Source organism: Mucilaginibacter gilvus, assembly GCF_004054195.1.
Taxonomy (GTDB): domain Bacteria; phylum Bacteroidota; class Bacteroidia; order Sphingobacteriales; family Sphingobacteriaceae; genus Mucilaginibacter; species Mucilaginibacter gilvus.
In genome coordinates this window covers 186,556-202,650 of the sequence record NZ_SBIW01000006.1, presented here as the reverse complement: position 1 = coordinate 202,650, position 16,095 = coordinate 186,556, and the positions used below count along the sequence as shown (strand labels likewise).

14 protein-coding genes are annotated in these 16,095 nt (G+C 44.8%); 7 read left to right on the top strand and 7 right to left on the bottom strand.

The features are described from left to right. The first annotated feature begins 61 nt into the window (after window positions 1-61). Entirely contained in the window at window positions 62-745 is a 684-nt protein-coding gene (locus tag EPL05_RS13045; RefSeq protein ID WP_166727693.1) for a PH domain-containing protein, read from the top strand. Between the two features lie 35 nt (window positions 746-780). Here the strand turns inward: EPL05_RS13045 and EPL05_RS13040 are convergent, their stop codons facing one another. The 3 genes from EPL05_RS13040 to tyrS are packed head-to-tail and all read right to left on the bottom strand — an operon-like array spanning window position 781 to window position 3,046. Further along, a complete protein-coding gene (locus EPL05_RS13040) occupies window positions 781-1,236 on the bottom strand; it encodes an RES family NAD+ phosphorylase (RefSeq protein ID WP_128534410.1) in 456 nt (151 codons plus the stop codon). After that, the gene (parS, locus tag EPL05_RS13035; RefSeq protein WP_128534409.1) at window positions 1,237-1,713 is read right to left on the bottom strand and encodes a type II RES/Xre toxin-antitoxin system antitoxin; all 477 of its coding nucleotides are present in this window, start codon (window positions 1,711-1,713) and stop codon (window positions 1,237-1,239) included. Window positions 1,714-1,762: 49 nt separating this feature from the next. Beyond that, window positions 1,763-3,046, bottom strand: coding sequence for a tyrosine--tRNA ligase (gene tyrS / locus EPL05_RS13030; RefSeq protein ID WP_128534408.1), 1,284 nt, complete (start codon window positions 3,044-3,046; stop codon window positions 1,763-1,765). Between the two features lie 191 nt (window positions 3,047-3,237). On the opposite strand from tyrS, the gene EPL05_RS13025 reads away from it, so the two are divergent. The 3 genes from EPL05_RS13025 to EPL05_RS13015 all read left to right on the top strand — a co-directional run bounded on the left by EPL05_RS13025 (window position 3,238) and on the right by EPL05_RS13015 (window position 6,672). Continuing rightward, window positions 3,238-3,906: a hypothetical protein gene (locus tag EPL05_RS13025; protein ID WP_128534407.1), complete on the top strand. Its 669-nt coding sequence runs from the start codon at window positions 3,238-3,240 to the stop codon at window positions 3,904-3,906. Between the two features lie 360 nt (window positions 3,907-4,266). Beyond that, window positions 4,267-6,276 carry a 30S ribosomal protein S1 gene (gene rpsA, locus EPL05_RS13020; RefSeq protein WP_128534406.1) on the top strand — a complete coding sequence of 670 codons (2,010 nt, stop codon included), beginning with the start codon at window positions 4,267-4,269 and terminating at the stop codon, window positions 6,274-6,276. Window positions 6,277-6,357: 81 nt separating this feature from the next. Further along, complete coding sequence (locus tag EPL05_RS13015) at window positions 6,358-6,672, top strand: hypothetical protein (RefSeq protein WP_128534405.1); 315 nt, start codon at window positions 6,358-6,360, stop codon at window positions 6,670-6,672. A gap of 8 nt (window positions 6,673-6,680) precedes the next feature. On the opposite strand, the gene EPL05_RS13010 is transcribed toward EPL05_RS13015, so the two are convergent. Together EPL05_RS13010 and EPL05_RS13005 are read right to left on the bottom strand one after the other, a co-directional pair. Beyond that, a complete protein-coding gene (locus EPL05_RS13010) occupies window positions 6,681-9,437 on the bottom strand; it encodes a hypothetical protein (protein WP_128534404.1) in 2,757 nt (918 codons plus the stop codon). A gap of 269 nt (window positions 9,438-9,706) precedes the next feature. Further along, complete coding sequence (locus EPL05_RS13005; protein WP_128534403.1) at window positions 9,707-11,332, bottom strand: aminopeptidase P N-terminal domain-containing protein; 1,626 nt, start codon at window positions 11,330-11,332, stop codon at window positions 9,707-9,709. Window positions 11,333-11,500: 168 nt separating this feature from the next. On the opposite strand from EPL05_RS13005, the gene pyrR reads away from it, so the two are divergent. The 3 genes from pyrR to EPL05_RS12990 all read left to right on the top strand — a co-directional run bounded on the left by pyrR (window position 11,501) and on the right by EPL05_RS12990 (window position 14,243). Then, window positions 11,501-12,049, top strand: coding sequence for a bifunctional pyr operon transcriptional regulator/uracil phosphoribosyltransferase PyrR (pyrR, locus tag EPL05_RS13000; protein ID WP_128534402.1), 549 nt, complete (start codon window positions 11,501-11,503; stop codon window positions 12,047-12,049). A 150-nt stretch (window positions 12,050-12,199) separates the two neighbouring features. Then, complete coding sequence (locus EPL05_RS12995) at window positions 12,200-13,123, top strand: aspartate carbamoyltransferase catalytic subunit (protein ID WP_128534401.1); 924 nt, start codon at window positions 12,200-12,202, stop codon at window positions 13,121-13,123. A gap of 382 nt (window positions 13,124-13,505) precedes the next feature. Next, window positions 13,506-14,243, top strand: a complete 738-nt coding sequence (locus tag EPL05_RS12990; RefSeq protein WP_243837288.1) for an endonuclease/exonuclease/phosphatase family protein — start codon at window positions 13,506-13,508, stop codon at window positions 14,241-14,243. Between the two features lie 65 nt (window positions 14,244-14,308). Here EPL05_RS12990 and EPL05_RS12985 read toward each other — a convergent pair whose 3' ends face one another. Both EPL05_RS12985 and EPL05_RS12980 read right to left on the bottom strand, forming a co-directional pair. Next, a complete protein-coding gene (locus EPL05_RS12985) occupies window positions 14,309-14,650 on the bottom strand; it encodes a cupin domain-containing protein (RefSeq protein ID WP_128534399.1) in 342 nt (113 codons plus the stop codon). A gap of 6 nt (window positions 14,651-14,656) precedes the next feature. After that, window positions 14,657-15,961, bottom strand: a complete 1,305-nt coding sequence (locus EPL05_RS12980; RefSeq protein ID WP_128534398.1) for a flavin monoamine oxidase family protein — start codon at window positions 15,959-15,961, stop codon at window positions 14,657-14,659. Window positions 15,962-16,095 lie beyond the last annotated feature (134 nt).

Here is a 16,095-nt window from a genome sequence, read left to right as displayed (position 1 = left end):
AACTTATATTTATAAAGGCAATATTATTGTTATTTTTGCCCGCGATCCTAATATCAAAAATATGATAGAGAAATTTTTAAAGGAAGAACAAGACCCCAAAGCGGTTGAACGTATTTATGGCCGCCTGGTAGATCTGCTTACCACCGGCGAGGATATCCTATATATTGCGGTTCAAAAGAAACCGATAGTGAACTTGTTTCCTGATTGTATTGCTTTAACCAACAAACGCATCCTGTTTTTTACCCCGGCAAACCTCGGGCTATCTATCAAATTTGTTGATTTTGTTTGGAAAGATATTGTAGACGTATATACCAAAGAAGAAATTATAGGGGCGGTTTTCAGCGTGAAAACCACTAACGGCGCCGAAATGGGAGTAGATTACCTGCCTAAAGTACAAGCACGTAAGCTATACCAATACGCCCAGGAACGTAAAGAGGCCGAGCGTGAAGCCCGCCGCCTGCGCGACCTGGAAGAAAAACGCGCCGAATCAGGCTCGATGCAAATAGATCATGCCGCGCAGGTTGCCTTTCAACCATTAGCACCAGTGATTCAGCAGCCAGTAGCCGCAGCATCCCCGGTTCCAACTCCGCCGCCTACACCCGTTGCAGCGCCAGTGGTACATGAAGAACCCAAGAAAGATGAGCTGACCGAAAAGTTGAAAAGGCTAAAAATGCTTTTCGAGAACGGGCTGATCTCGCAGGAAGAATACAACGCCAAGAAACTTGATCTGCTGAGCGACTTCTAAATCGTTCAGTAGTTCATTGGTATTTGCAGGGGGGCTTAATGTATTAAGCGCTCATCGAAACTGAACGGCTTCGTTCGCAATACCTTTACACTTTTTATTTCCGGGTGATCGGGGTTTATGAGGTAATTAAACTCCTGTTCCACTATGGATGAGGGCACCTTCAGTAATAATTGTTTCCCGTCTTTTATAAACTTGTTGCCTATTTGTTTAATTGCGACAGGGGGAGAGACATCTATCCAGTTTTTCGGTAGGGTAGCCGTGTCTATTTCGTGAATACTTTTATCCGGTACTTCAATTTCGGCAATGCAAAAATCTTGTGGGATAAGTAATGGTTGCAAGTGTACCAATACTTCCAGCATTGCCAGCGCCCGTGAAGATGCAAGGTAAACCATAGCATGTCCTTTGCTATTCCAACGACCCCCGTATAAACGCGCGCCTGTGCCGTCAAGGCTTTCAATATATTTACAGGCAGAAATACGATAAAGTATCATTTAAGCGAAAATACCGTGCTCAATACGCCCCAATTCGTTAAAAACCATATCGAAACCGGCAGAAGTATCCAAAAAACTAATCGGCGCTTCGCCATTAAATATTAGGCTTGGTGCTTTTACCCAAAGCTTAAATTTATCTAAGGAACCAAAAACTTCCTCGCCACGAGTATACAGGCGAGCGAGCTCAACCGCTTTTTCGGCGTACTCTGTTTTGATAATGGCATCGTCTTCGTACCGTTGTAAAGTACGCTCGGAGATATGCAGAATGTTGGCTAACTCCTGAATGCTTAAGGATATTTTTTTAGCTAAGGCAAGCAAGGCTTTTTTAGGGAAGCCTTGCCTGGCCAATTTCACCATGTCAAAATCAGAAGAAAATGCAGCAGCACCGCCAAATAAATTATATAAAGGCAAGCCTGAGCCCCGGGTGATGTACGCAACCATCGGCTCTTTAAACTCATTTTTTTCTTCGTCTTTCATTTTGTGCGACATTTATACAAAAATACTTACCAAATGTCGTATTTGCAAATTATTCAGCAATAATTAAAAAATAATTTCTCTTTCCTTTTTGTACTACTAAGTATTTGTTATTGATGAGGTTGCCTGCATTATAAATGTCATCGGGTGTGCCAGCTTTTTCTTTGTTGATAGCAACACCGCCACCCTGTATCATCTTTTTAGCTTCGCCTTTTGATGGGAATATGGCTGTTTTGGCGGCAAGCAGATCGGTTACAGGTATGCCTGCTTCTAACTCCGCCTTATCAACGGTAAAATTGGGTACGCCGCTAAATATGGCCAGTACCTCTTCATCATTCAGTTCGCTTAAAAAGTCGATGCCGGTATTGCCGAATAAAAACTCGGTTGATTTTATAGCTTTTATATATTCTGTTTCGCCATGTACGCGCAGGGTAATATCTTTGGCAAGCGCCTTTTGCAGCGTACGCAAGTGAGGGGCGGCATCATGCTCGGCCTCCATTGCCTCAATAGTTGTTTTATCAAATAGCGTAAATATCCTGATGTAAGTTTTAGCGTCGTCATCGCTGGTATTCAACCAAAATTGGTAAAATTTGTATGGTGATGTTTTTGCCGCGTCCAGCCAGATGTTGCCACCTTCGGATTTGCCAAATTTGGTGCCGTCGGCTTTTTTGATAAGCTGCGTGGTTAAAGCAAACGCTTCCCCACGGCCTTTGCGGCGTACCAGCTCGGTGCCGGTAACAATGTTGCCCCATTGATCGCTGCCACCCATTTGCAGGGCGCAGTTACGGTTTTTCCACAGGTAGTAAAAATCGTACCCCTGTACCAGTTGGTATGAAAACTCGGTGAACGACATGCCCGTATCGCCGTTGATACGGTTTTTTACCGAATCTTTGGCCATCATATAGTTAACAGTGATATGCTTACCCACATCGCGGATAAAATCTAAAAAGTTATACTCCTTAAACCAATCGAAGTTATTCACCATTTCGGCGCTGTTGGAAGCATCGCTAAAATCCAAGAAGCGTTCTAACTGGCCTTTAATGCCGTTAAGGTTATGCTGCAGGTCTTCTTCGTTCAATAAGTTGCGCTCCGCTGATTTACCTGATGGGTCGCCAACCATGCCGGTAGCGCCGCCAACCAATGCAAATGGCTTATGGCCTGCAAGTTGGAAGTGGATGAGCGTCATGATTTGCGCAAGGCTGCCCACGTGCAGCGAATCGGCAGTTGGGTCGAAACCGATATAGCCCGATACCATCCCTTTATTCAGCAATTCCTCAGTTCCGGGCATAATATCGTGCAACATGCCTCTCCAGCGTAGTTCTTCTACAAAATTCATTAGTGTATGTGTTTCAAACCGGTAGCTACCGGGACGGCAAAGATAGTAGTTTATCTTTTGCACGTAAATGTAATTGAGGCTTTTTGGCGGTGTAAACCACAGGTGATATTGCTATTAAACCTGTGTTAAAGCTTTTTTATGTGGTATATTTTTTGTTTATTGCTACAAACGGAACATTTTAACCCCTGCCTATGAATTTTTTGTCGCACTATTATTTTGACCGGGACGCAACCGACTGCTACTTTACCTTAGGTACCGTACTGCCCGATCTGTTGAAAAATGCTGACAAAACCATCATCCTGCACCCCGAAAAATTAGTACACTCCAACCCAAACGTAAACTCCGTTATTGCCGGCTGGAACAAGCATCTACTGGTTGATAAATACTTCCATACAGCGGATTTTTTCCTGCATCATTCGCACGCGCTCAAAAAACTGCTTGTACCTGCCATTGTGGGCTCGCCGGTAAAACCTTTCTTTTTGGGACATATTGGCGTAGAGCTGATACTGGATAACCTGCTCATCACCACCAATAAAATAAGTGTGGATGATTTTTACAGTCACCTGGATAGCTGCGAGACGGATACAATAAATGAGTTTTTGGCTTTTGCGGGGATGAAGAACCCTGGTGTTTTCTCAAAATTTTACGAGAGTTTTAAACAGAGCCGATATTTGGCCACCTATGCTAACCTTGGGCAGGTTACCTACGCTCTTAAACGAATTTGCATGCGCGTATGGCGCGACCCATTTACCCCCGAACATGAAACCGCCATGAGCGAGGTTATACTCAGCTACCGCGAGGGTTTGTTAGATAGCTTTATGCAGATATATGAGGAGATAGGGGCGAAGATAAAACACTAACCACAAAGTGTACTCAATATCCCATGTTTAAACTGACGCAATCCCCGCGTTAGCGATAGTAGTGGAAACCCCGGAATGTTAATGCTGCTTTTACCAGCACCATGGCATGAGGAGTTGAAACGGACAGCGCGGGCCGCAGGCAACGCCCTCCCCCTGATAATAGTAGGTGATAGATCCGAAATTAATCAAAACCGACGGGTTTAATACAAAAATCCCCTATTCGCCCATCGCTACCTGTATTCCGATCAAAAACCTCCTAAAAACGAATATTTAACACTAAAAATATTTTTATCTATAAAAATTATATCCGTACCTTTGCAGTCCCAATTAAGTGTTGGGAAAAAGGAGTAAAATTTATTAATGGCAAAAAAACAAGAAGCAGAAAAAGAATTAAATGCTAAGGAAGCGGAACTGGGTACAGTTACTGCAACCGCAGAAAAAGAAACTATTGAATCAGAAGCTGATTCAATATCAATCGAAGAGATCAAATCTAAGATCGCAGTTGCACCACTCGAAGATTTCGACTGGGATGCAGATGACAAAAAATTTGGTAACTACAGCGATAGTGACCGTGAGAAATTGGAGAAATTGTATGATGGAACTTTCAGCTCTATCACCAAAGGCGAAATTATCTCTGGTGTTGTTGTAAATATCAATAACAAAGATGTTGTATTAAACATCGGATTTAAATCTGACGGTTTGGTATCGGTTTCTGAGTTCCGTGATACACCTGATCTGAAGATCGGTGATTCAGTTGAAGTATTTGTTGAATCGCAGGAAGATGCTAACGGTCAGTTAGTGCTTTCTCGTAAACGTGCTAAAACTCAAAAATCATGGGAGCGTATTAATTCGGCACTGGATAACGATGAGATCATCACTGGTTTTGTAAAAAGCAGAACTAAGGGTGGTTTAATTGTAGATATTATGGGCGTTGAAGCCTTTTTACCAGGTTCACAGATCGACATCAAACCTATCAGGGATTATGATGTGTATGTGGGCAAAACAATGGAATTCAAAGTTGTTAAGATAAACCACGAGTTTAAAAACGTTGTGGTATCGCACAAAGTGCTTATCGAAGACGATTTGGAAAACCAAAAAACAGAAATTGTTGCCAAGCTTGAAAAAGGCCAGGTATTGGAAGGTACCGTTAAAAACATTACCGACTTTGGTGTATTCATCGACCTTGGTGGCGTAGACGGTTTACTACACATTACCGATATATCTTGGGGCCGCATAGAGCATCCAAGAGAAGTATTAGCATTAGATCAGAAGATCAACGTTGTTGTGCTTGATTTTGATGATGAGAAAAAACGTATCGCTTTAGGCTTAAAACAACTTACCCCGCACCCTTGGCAGTCGCTTGATACCGAATTGGTTATCGGCTCTAAAGTGAAAGGTAAAATTGTTACCGTTGCAGATTACGGTGCGTTCTTAGAAATTATCCCGGGTGTTGAAGGTTTGATCCACGTGTCAGAAATGTCATGGTCTCAAAACCTGCGTAACCCACAGGAATTTTTGAAAGTTGGCGACGAAGTTGAGGCTCAGGTATTAACCTTAGACCGCGACGAGCGCAAAATGAGCTTAGGTATTAAACAATTAACTCCTGATCCTTGGCAAAATGCCGGTACCAGGTATGCAATTGGTACCACTCATGTTGCTACTGTTAAAAACATGACCAACTTTGGTGTGTTTGTTGAACTGGAAGACGGCATCGACGGCTTGATTCACATCTCTGACTTATCATGGTCTAAAAAAGTAAACCACCCTAACGAATTTACTAAGGTTGGCGAAAAATTAAACGTGGTAGTATTAGAGCTTGATATTGATAACCGCAAACTAAGCTTAGGCCACAAACAGCTGGAAGAAAACCCTTGGGATACTTTCGAAACTATCTTCACTATCGATTCGATACATGAAGGTACCGTGTTGAAAGTAACTGATAAAGGTGCTATCGTAGCTTTACCTTACGGTGTTGAAGGCTTTGCGCCAACCAAGCATTTGGTTAAAGAAGACGGTAAATCTGTAAAAGCTGAAGAAGCCGCTGAGTTCAAGATCATCGAATTCAACAAAGAGAACAAACGTATCGTTATTTCACACTCACGTATATGGGAAGAAGCTCGCGCTGACGCTCGTGTTCAGGAATTTGAAAACCGTAAGAAAGAAGCAAAATCTGCTAACAACGCGGTTAAGAAAGTGAAAGAATCAGTAGAAAAATCAACTTTAGGTGACCTTAGCGTATTAGCTCAGTTAAAAGAGCAAATGGAAGGTGCTGAAAGCAAAGCGGCTAAAAAAGCCCCTGTTGCTGCTGCACCGGTAGCTAAAGCAGAGCCAGAAGCTGCTTCAGAAACTGAAGAAACCAAAGAAGTTTAATCTTTTAAAGACATATTACAAAGCCCTTCCGAGCAATCGGGAGGGCTTTTTTTGTTTAAAGGAATCGGTATATTTATCATAATGAAAAAGCTCTCGCCCCGCATAAGCAGGCATATTTGTTTGGCGCTGATAGTGATGCCTATACTGATAACGTGGCTGCTGTATTTAATGAATGATAACGGGATACGCATCCGCCGCTCGGATCCGTCCTTCGAATGGATTGTTACCGGAGCTATTATAGTAACGATAACCGGGTGGTTGGGCTACCTTTATTTGAACATACGGGTGTTTAATAGTGAGAGAACACTGGACAAAATAACAAGCCCCATTAAAGTGCTGATAGCCGGCGGTATAGCGGCATTTATAGTGTATGCCTGCTGGTTTATATTCCCTTAAACACTTTGCTATTTACCAATTTGGGTTCGCTTTTGTGCCGCCGCCTGTGGTGATATGGTTATTTTGCTGGTTTGCCTGCCAAAATTCCCGTTCATATCCGTCCCTTCAATAATTACGGTGTAGGTACCCGGTTTATCGGCCGCAAAAAAGGATAAGGCCGCTTTGCCTGTTCCGTCGGTTATTATATTGGGTTCCCAATGCAGGGTTGGGCGCGGCAAAAGCGCAGTCGTATTTTTCACATCGTACCTTGGGCGATAGAATTGCTTCGGCAAACAAAACGGTACCGGGCGGTAGGAGAAAATATTAAACGCGGGCTGCGTAAAAATCCCGTTGCCGCTACGGGTGGTTACGGTTATGAATAATCTTGTTCCCTCGGCTATTTTAATGTCTTTTACGTCATCTGCGCCTATACTTTTCATAAAGTCAATGGTAGTTTGCGGGTCGCCTACCGGGTCAATACTGGTGTTGACGCCTACTATCACACTCGTGCTCATGCCGTCAACTATAATATCAGCCACCATAGACGTGCCTATAACCAGCGCGGGGTCGTAGATATGGTAAGCAGGCTTGGAGAACACACTTTCTGCATAGAAACGGTTTACGCCAAAACCGCCTATCTTGCGCGATAGCAGGTCAAAAAGCGTCATTTTCCCGGCTTCTACCAGTTCTTTTTCGAAGATCTCTTTTTTTACAAAACCATTATAGCCCGCTACATTTACATGTGGTTTATCGGCTTTTATCTTTACTTCTTTAAGCAGTTTGCCTTTTACCTCGCTAATATCAATTCCATTATAGCGTATTGGCTGCGGGCGGTTAAAATAGGCAAGCATCAGGCTATCGTAGGCATGAACATACCATGGCATTATGCGGATCTCGCTCTCAGCAATTGCTGTGGGCTTAAATAGATCCAGGATAATATCGGCTGTTGAGGCCTTATCTTTTTTATTGTTTACCCGTAGGGTGTAGGCTATGGTATCAAATAATGGCAGGTTTTCAAAAGCAAATTCACCCTTGGCATCGCTAATGGTATCCAACACTATCAGCCCGTATTTTTTACTTACGGAGAACAGGTTCAGCCTGGAATCCTTTGCAGGTTTGTTAAACAGGTTGCGCAACCTGCCGGTTAAACGATTACCGGGCTCTGCAATAAATTGGGGTCTGGCGATTGGTAACATCGCTTTTTCCCAATCAAAACCTGTCCATCCCTGCGTAAGCATCAGGTCGTCCATTGCTTTCGCGGTATTCAAATCATTGGAGTTGAAATACCATCCGGGGTTTTCAATGTGGCCCTTAAGTTCCGACGTTAGCAACAGGCGACTAACTATATTATCGGCACTAGCATCGTTTTTGATGAAAGCATCATCGGTAATGCCGACAGAAAAGCTGCCTGCAATTGGGTGGCCATTTGCATCACATGCGTGGATGTTCAGCGCAATGCTATCCTGAGGAGTATAAACTGTTTGCGCGTTAGCGACTTCGAGGTCTAACCTGTCGTGATGGTCGATGAAGATCCGTCGTTCGCACAGCGGGCGGTTATCGGCATCAATAATGGTAAAACTCACAATGCCCGACATCAGGTAGCTCTTCTCCAGCGGGATATTGTTAAATCCCCGGCCAATTTTAAACGATAAGCCCAAATAAATTCCGCCTGCAGATTGTACGATCAAACTGTACGATTTATTTGCAGCGGCTATCCCCGGTGTGGCTTTGATATGAATATAAACCGAATCTGGCGAAGACAGGTTATCAACCCTTAAAGATAAGCCCGATGGTTGCACCACAGGCAGCGGTACCGAATGACTGGCATCATTCAACTCAAATTTGGCGGTATAAGTTTCGGTTGCTTTAGGTAACAAGATAAAGCTCCCCATCCCGTTATGCGAGGTTGAAAAACTGCTTACTTGCTGGCCGCTGTTGTTTACTATATGCCCGGTAACTGCTGTTCCCAGCCCATCTTCGCTAATGGCTTTAAAGGCTACACGCGAGGAGATTCCATTTACTAAATTGCCGCCTTCGGGCATAAATTGCAGGTCGATGTTTTGCAGATAACCACCGGGGTAAAAAGGGAAAATGTATTTGTTTTTTGTGGTTTTATCGGTAATGAGCAGCGAGAGCCGGCGTGTTTCTGTTTTTTTTGGGAGCATGAAATTGGCGTTGATATTGCCTCCATCCGTAGTTAGATAGTTGTTTTTAACCAGCGTTTTTTTGCCCTCGGTAAGCCTGAGTTCGATATCCCGGTAGGGGATAACCGCATTTGTAAGGCTGGTTAGTTTTAACGCAAGGTTTACTTCATTACCTTGTGGCATGGCCTTAATGTTGTGCTGTTCATTCACCAGCCAGCTCCCCTGGGCAGATGGTTTGCCTATGTAGAATTGCTTACTAAAGTAAGCATCCTCGCCAAAGTTTTGCATCCAGTTGGTGTATGCCCGCACGGTATAGGTGCCATCGCTTATTTTCTCGTTAAGTATGATATGGCCCTGCCCTAAGCCGGAGCCCATTGGTATGGCAAAACGGTTAACCACGCTGCTGCTATCGTTTATCAGTTCGATGTATACCTTACTACTTAACCGCGATGGCGAATACGTGGCGGCGTTAAACAGGTAGGCTTTAAACCAGATGGTATCAAAGGTGGTGTAACTGGGTCTGTCGAAATGGAGGTAAAGCTTTTCTGCGGGGAAGCGTTCCCGCAGGTCCTGGTCCATGCGGATCAGCTTTTTTACGGCACCGGTGTCCTGCGCTGTCGCATCGAGTTGTAAAATAACCAAGCCTATGCAAATACAAATTCTGCATACCTGTTTAATGAGCCGTGAAGATTTACCGTAGGACAGCATAGGTAGGGCTGATTGGTTTTGGTAAATGTAGGCAATCGGGTTTGAAAATCAATAGCTTAATGATTTATGTTGTTTTTTTATGCAAAGTATCCCACGCTTATTTTACGAGCCGGGAAACGGGATTTTGCCAAAAAAAAGAGCTTGTCTCTTTCATCAAAGACAAGCTCCATTTACCTGTAATTAAATGCTTCGCAGCCAAGATGCTATTTCAATGCCGGAAATTTACCTGCGTCGAATATGCTTTTTTCGGCGGCCATCTTTTCAACGTCCTGCCATTTGCGTGGCGCGTCTTCAGATAGGTTGATGCCTTTATCCTTGCCTATTTGGATGTCATCTTCTATCCGTACGCCAATGTTCCACCATTTTTTATCGCATGGGCTACCCGCAGGGATGTAAATGCCCGGTTCAACGGTGATCACCATGCCTGCTTTCAAGTCGCCGCCATAACCGCCTTTATCATGCACATCAAGTCCTAAATGGTGCGATACACCGTGCGGGTAATATTTGCGTAATTCTTTTTCATCTTTTATGATGCCCAGTTTTATCAGGCCAGCGGCAAGTACCTCGCCTGTTTTTGCTTCCAGCGAGCTGTAAGGCACGCCTTCTTTACAAAGCGGGAACACGGCTTCCTGCGCATCGTACACTAATTGATAAATCGCTTTTTGAGCCTCTGTAAATTTGCCGTTTGCCGGAAAGGTGCGGGTAACATCGGCAGAGTAGCCGTGGTATTCGGCACCTACATCCATCAATACCAGCTGGTTTTGTACAGCGGTGGCCTCGTTTTCTTCGTAGTGCAAAATACAGCCGTTGCCGCCTGCGCCAACAATTGGCGGGTAGCCCTCATCTTCGGCGCCGTATTTTTTATGCACATATAGCATAATGCCTTCCAGTTCGCGCTCGCTCATTTGCGGCGTTACGGCACGCATCGCTTCGGCATGGGCCAGGCTGCTTATCTGTACCGATTTTTTTAGTAGCACCAACTCTTCGGGAGTTTTTACGCCGCGCAGTTGCATCACCGCGTCGTCGTATTGTACCATTCCGCCCATGGTGCCACCTATTTTCGCTTTAAAATCAATCAGCGTTGCCGAATCGGGCTTGGCAACCAATTGTTGCAGCAGGGCGTTGTTCTTGTATGCATCCTGGGTCATTTTGGGTTTCAGATAGGCCATTATCCGGTCGATATTTTTTGGATTGCCGCGCTGGGCTATCAGGCTCAGGTCACTCATCAGGCCTTTATCTATATCCTTTATTTCGGCTTTGCTTTTAAAGTTGTTTACCAGGTCGCTCAGGCTGCCCTTTGAAATATCCGCGCCAACATCGCCCGGCACGCCATCATATAAAATAGTTGCGAATTTCTTAAAATCGATAGGGAAAGCGGCAAAATCCGCACCGTTGAAGGCCATTTTAAAACCAAGCCGGCTTTTAGCGCCCTCTACGCCAAGCCTTTTACCGGTCCATTGTTCCTGGGCTGCATCACGCTTCTGCACAAATATTACTTCGTTGTAGCTATCGGCACCGCTGCCTTGCATATCTTTAAATATCAGCAGCATCGAGTTAGCTTCTTTATAGCCCGAGAAGTAATACAGATCGGGGTTTTGATGGAACACATAGTTTACATCGTTAGAAAAAACCTCCTCGGGGAAAGCGAAGATCACCGCTACCGAGTTGGACGGCATTTTATCGCGCAGGGCCTGGCGCCTTCCGGTGTGGAACTCTTTGGTAAGGTAATCGGTAGGGAGTTTTTCGGTGATTTCCGTTTGCGAAAAAGCCGGTGCGGTTGCGGTGCAGGCAAGCGCCGCAACCAGCGAAAGTTTATAAAAAAATCTCATTTAGTTTTTATTGTGATGGATTGAAAAACAGGTTGAAGATAAAAAATAATAACGTTATGTAAATATTACCCCTGTGTATTTTTGGTGTGACAAACTATGTGTAAAACCAATAACTCATCACACAAAACTCAAAACTATTTACTACTTTTGCCCAAATCCACCCAAACGATGCAAAATCTAACGCTGCTCGACGGTCAGAAATTTCAAATTACTATACAGCGTTTATGTCGTCAGTTAATTGAAAATCATAACGATTTTTCCGACTCGGTATTGATAGGCATACAGCCCCGCGGCATTTATTTAGCCTACCGTGTTGCCGAAGAATTACGCAAGATACTCCCCGAAAGCAATATACTACAGGGCGACCTGGACATTACTTTCTACCGCGATGATTTCCGCAGGCGCGATAGCCAGCTGGTACCCAATCAAACCAAGATAGATTTTATTATCGAAGGTAAAAAGGTGATCATGATGGACGATGTGCTGTGGACGGGCCGCACCATCCGCGCCGCTATGGATGCCATGCAGGCATTCGGCAGGCCGCAAAAAGTGGAGTTGCTTACCCTGGTAGATCGCCGTTACTCGCGCCATATACCGGTAGCGCCAGATTATGTAGGCATCGAGGTAGATAGCATCGCATCGCAAAAAGTGGTGGTAAGCTGGAGAGAAACCGACGGCGAAGACAGGATTGTGCTGGTATCCGAGGTGAAGGAATAAAGAGATTTCAAATTTCGAATGTTCAATTTCGATTTTGGAAACTAATATAAGAGCGTCATTGCGAGGTACGAAGCAATCTCCCGATGACGCGGTGTAAAGATTGTAAAAGGATAAATTCGAAAATTGAAAATTCGACATTTGAAATAAAAAATGGCATTAAGCACGAGGCATTTACTGGGGATAAAAGATTTAAATGTTGACGATATCAACCAGATATTCGAAACCGCTGATAATTTTAAAACGGTGCTGAACCGCCCTATAAAAAAGGTGCCTTCGCTGCGCGATGTTACTATCGCCAATATTTTCTTCGAGAACTCTACCCGTACCCGCTTGTCGTTCGAACTGGCTGAAAAAAGGCTTTCTGCCGATGTGGTTAATTTTTCGGCATCATCATCATCGGTAAGTAAAGGCGAAACGCTGGTGGATACCGTTAACAACATCCTGGCCATGAAGGTGGATATGGTGGTAATGCGCCACCCATACGCCGGTGCCGGTGTTTTTTTAGCCAAGCACGTAAAAGCTCAAATTGTAAACGCCGGCGATGGCGCGCACGAGCATCCTACGCAAGCCCTGCTTGATGCCTTTTCCATCCGCGAACGCTATGGCGAAGTAGCTGGCAAAAAGGTGGTAATAGTAGGCGATATACTGCACTCGCGCGTTGCGCTTTCCAACATCCTTTGCCTGAAACAATTGGGTGCCGAGGTAATGGTTTGCGGGCCAACAACGCTGATTCCCAAATACATTGGCTCGCTTGGTGTTAAAGTGGAGCATAATCTGATAAAAGCCCTTAATTGGTGCGATGTGGCCAACATGCTGCGCATCCAGCTGGAACGCCAGGACATCAAATACTTCCCATCCCAACGGGAATATACCATGCTTTACGGCTTGAATAAACAGATCCTGGACGGGCTGGATAAAGAGATAACCATTATGCACCCGGGCCCTATTAACCGCGGTGTGGAGATCACCAGCGATGTGGCCGACAGCAAGCAATCCATCATCCTGGACCAGGTAGAGAACGGCGTAGCTATCCGTATGGCAGTGCTGTATTTGCTGGCAGGGCAGGGGGCGTAACCCAACGTTACTTTTAGTGCTTTGCCGGATAATTTATAGATATAATTAAACCTTATTTTCACGTGCTATCCTGATGAACATCTTCCTGATTGCCTTTTCCGTCTTATTGATTTCGTTTACGTTGCTTTCCATTATTAAACACCAATATTGGATATTCAGAATATTTGACTACCCGCGACTGCAAAAATTGGTGTTATCGGTTGTTTGCTTCGTGTTGTTCGCATCGTTCTTTAAAGGTAGCGCTGTTGTAAGCTATATATTTTTGATATTGCTCTTTTGCAACATTACTTACCTATTAACACAGATAATTCCATTTACAATCCTGGGTCGCAAGCAGGTACTCAAAGCCAATAAAGATATTCCGAATCAGTCGCTTTGTATAATGATCGCTAACGTTTTTCAGCATAATACAAATACCGCGGGATGCCTTAAAGAAATTGCCCGATATAACCCTGATGTAGTGCTGTTGCTGGAGACTAATAAACGCTGGGATAACCAAACCGCCGAACTGGCAAAAGTTTATCCGTATGAGGTTAAGGTGGCTTTAGAAAATACATACGGGATGCTTTTATATTCTAAACTTAAGCTGGAGGATGCTGAAGTAAAATATATGGTTGAGGATGATATCCCTTCTATCCATACCGTAATTGTGCTGGATGGTGGAGTGAAAATTAAGTTGTTTGCCGTACACCCAACTCCACCGGTGCCCAATGAAAATCCGAGATCTACCGAACGCGATAAAGAGCTGTTGCTCATAGCCGATCTGGCTAAAGCGTCTGATTTGCCGGTTGTAGTTATAGGCGATTTGAATGATGTGGCCTGGAGTTACACTACCGAGCTTTTTTTGAAAATGAGCGGGCTTATAGATCCGCGGCGGGGTAGGGGATTTTATAACACATTTCATGCACATTACCCAATTATCAGGTTCCCGCTGGATCACGCTTTTCTTTCTACAGACCTGAAATTAAAAAGCATGAAACGCCTCTCCAACTTTGATTCGGATCATTTTCCCATCTATATAAGTTTGCAATATGAGAAGGCCGCCGCTGACCAGCAAGACTCGATGACGCCCGATTTGGGAGACATTGAAATGGCAGCGGAAAAAAAAGAGGCGATTTAAAGATAGAATTGCCTGGAACGCATTTGTCACCTTACTTAGGCGGGTTCATCCCTAATGTGATTTTTCTACCGCTCCACCTTTATCGTCTCCATATCCATACTTTCAAAAGTAACATTCACAGATCGTTCGCCTTTTGGCCTGGTGCGATGGATCACATTTTTGGGTATGGCGAACAATTCACCAGCACTTAATTCGATAGTTCTGTCTTCCAAATCTATTAGCAAAACTCCTTCGGTCACCAAAAAGGTTTCATCGGAATTGGCGTGATAGTGCCAGTAGAAATCTTCCGTCATTACGCTGATTCTCACAACATGGTCGTTAACGGCTGAAAGCATAACGTTTTTATAAGCTGCTTCGGTATCGGCTTCCTGTTTAAGATTGATAATGGTAAGCGGGGCCGGGTTCATAGGTTATTAATTATTGGTTATCTTCTTTGCCACATCCACAGCACTGCTTAATGCCGCTTCCACCGTGCCCATCGCGGAGCCTTCGTATAGGTATTCCCCGCAGAAATAGATGGTATCCTCAACCGGCGTATTTAAAACCCTTCGTGCTTCTGGCGCTTCTACAGTATCGTAAGCGTAGGAGCCGCGGGTAAATGGGTCGGTACACCAGTTCATAACGCGGCGGGCGATTAGCAGCTTTTTTAATTCCTCTATATCACGCTTAAAAATGTTAGCTAAAGATTGCAGGCCCTGCTTGGCGATGATATCGTCGGACAGGTTGGCTTTTTCCGCCGCGCAAGGGCCACCCAACCAGCCGGTTACTACGTTAGATTGGTCCGGAACCTGCGTCCACCAGGTGGGGATCTCTTCGTCCGAGAGCAGGAACCCCATTTTTTCAATGTTGCGGCCGGCAATGTGTTCCGTTTTGTTATCCAGCCAAAATGGGTGACTAAACTCAAACAAGATCTTGATGATCCACCCAAAGCCCATTTGCTGCAAAGCCTTAGTTTGGAAAGGTATCTCGGGACTAAAGCTAATGACCCCAAGCTCCCCTTTTTTAGCTTTTAGCACACCCAAGGGCATCGCAATTAATAATTTGTGTGCCTTGTATCTCGTACCGTCCTCTGTTACTACTGTTACTTTGTCAGCTTCCCAACTGATCTCTTTTACAACCGCGTTCAAGAATATTCTCCCACCCCTGGCTTTACATTCCGACGCCAGGTAGCTGATCATGTGGCAGTAGCCGCCATCTACCCGGTGCTGCGCGTCTTCCTGTTCGTGCTGCCACTCGTTGCGAAGGGCAAAGGCGCTGGCATCATTTGGGTCGGCGGTGTCATAACCGCTTACGTATTTCCAAACACCATGGCGCAGGGTTTTATATTCATTGCCGGGGAATTCTTTTTGCAGGAAATCGTAGATGTTGCTGTCTTCCGTTAGCTCGTTCAGCTTCTCTATCAGCAACTCCCAATCATATATCACCATGCCGTTCTCCTCGAACTTGCCGTTTTGATAGGTCCACATTTCGCCGTTAGCAGGGCGGTAGGTTATCCCTGCCTCTTTCAGCAGGCTTAGGGTAACAGGCAGATCGCCATGGATAAATTCCGCGCCGAGTTCGGTTTGTTTAAAAAAGGACTCGTCGCCCAGCGTGTGGATGCGCCCGCCGGTACGGTTACGTGCCTCAAGTACAGTTACTTGCTTGCCTGCAATTGCCAAAGCGCGGGCAGCCATCAAACCGGCGGCACCGGCGCCAATAATTAAAACGGTGTTTTTCATAAGAGGTAATGCAAGGTAGAGGTTTTGGTTGGGAAAAGAAAAGCCTCGGTCGGGAAGCCTCACCTAAATCCTCTCCAAAGGAGAGGACTTGAAATAACTCCCTCTCCATAAGGAGAGGGCCGGGGGTGAGGCTG

Excerpts from the sequence above, each read along its gene's own strand:
- pyrR (WP_128534402.1), top strand. The coding sequence starts at position 11,501 with ATGCAAAATCTAACGCTGCTCGACGGTCAGAAATTTCAAATTACTATA.
- EPL05_RS12980 (WP_128534398.1), bottom strand. The coding sequence starts at position 15,961 with ATGAAAAACACCGTTTTAATTATTGGCGCCGGTGCCGCCGGTTTGATG.
- EPL05_RS12995 (WP_128534401.1), top strand. The coding sequence starts at position 12,200 with ATGGCATTAAGCACGAGGCATTTACTGGGGATAAAAGATTTAAATGTT.
- EPL05_RS12985 (WP_128534399.1), bottom strand. The coding sequence starts at position 14,650 with ATGAACCCGGCCCCGCTTACCATTATCAATCTTAAACAGGAAGCCGAT.
- EPL05_RS13015 (WP_128534405.1), top strand. The coding sequence starts at position 6,358 with ATGAAAAAGCTCTCGCCCCGCATAAGCAGGCATATTTGTTTGGCGCTG.
- EPL05_RS13045 (WP_166727693.1), top strand. The coding sequence starts at position 62 with ATGATAGAGAAATTTTTAAAGGAAGAACAAGACCCCAAAGCGGTTGAA.
- parS (WP_128534409.1), bottom strand. The coding sequence starts at position 1,713 with ATGAAAGACGAAGAAAAAAATGAGTTTAAAGAGCCGATGGTTGCGTAC.
- EPL05_RS13025 (WP_128534407.1), top strand. The coding sequence starts at position 3,238 with ATGAATTTTTTGTCGCACTATTATTTTGACCGGGACGCAACCGACTGC.
- rpsA (WP_128534406.1), top strand. The coding sequence starts at position 4,267 with ATGGCAAAAAAACAAGAAGCAGAAAAAGAATTAAATGCTAAGGAAGCG.
- tyrS (WP_128534408.1), bottom strand. The coding sequence starts at position 3,046 with ATGAATTTTGTAGAAGAACTACGCTGGAGAGGCATGTTGCACGATATT.
- EPL05_RS13040 (WP_128534410.1), bottom strand. The coding sequence starts at position 1,236 with ATGATACTTTATCGTATTTCTGCCTGTAAATATATTGAAAGCCTTGAC.
- EPL05_RS13005 (WP_128534403.1), bottom strand. The coding sequence starts at position 11,332 with ATGAGATTTTTTTATAAACTTTCGCTGGTTGCGGCGCTTGCCTGCACC.
- EPL05_RS12990 (WP_243837288.1), top strand. The coding sequence starts at position 13,506 with ATGATCGCTAACGTTTTTCAGCATAATACAAATACCGCGGGATGCCTT.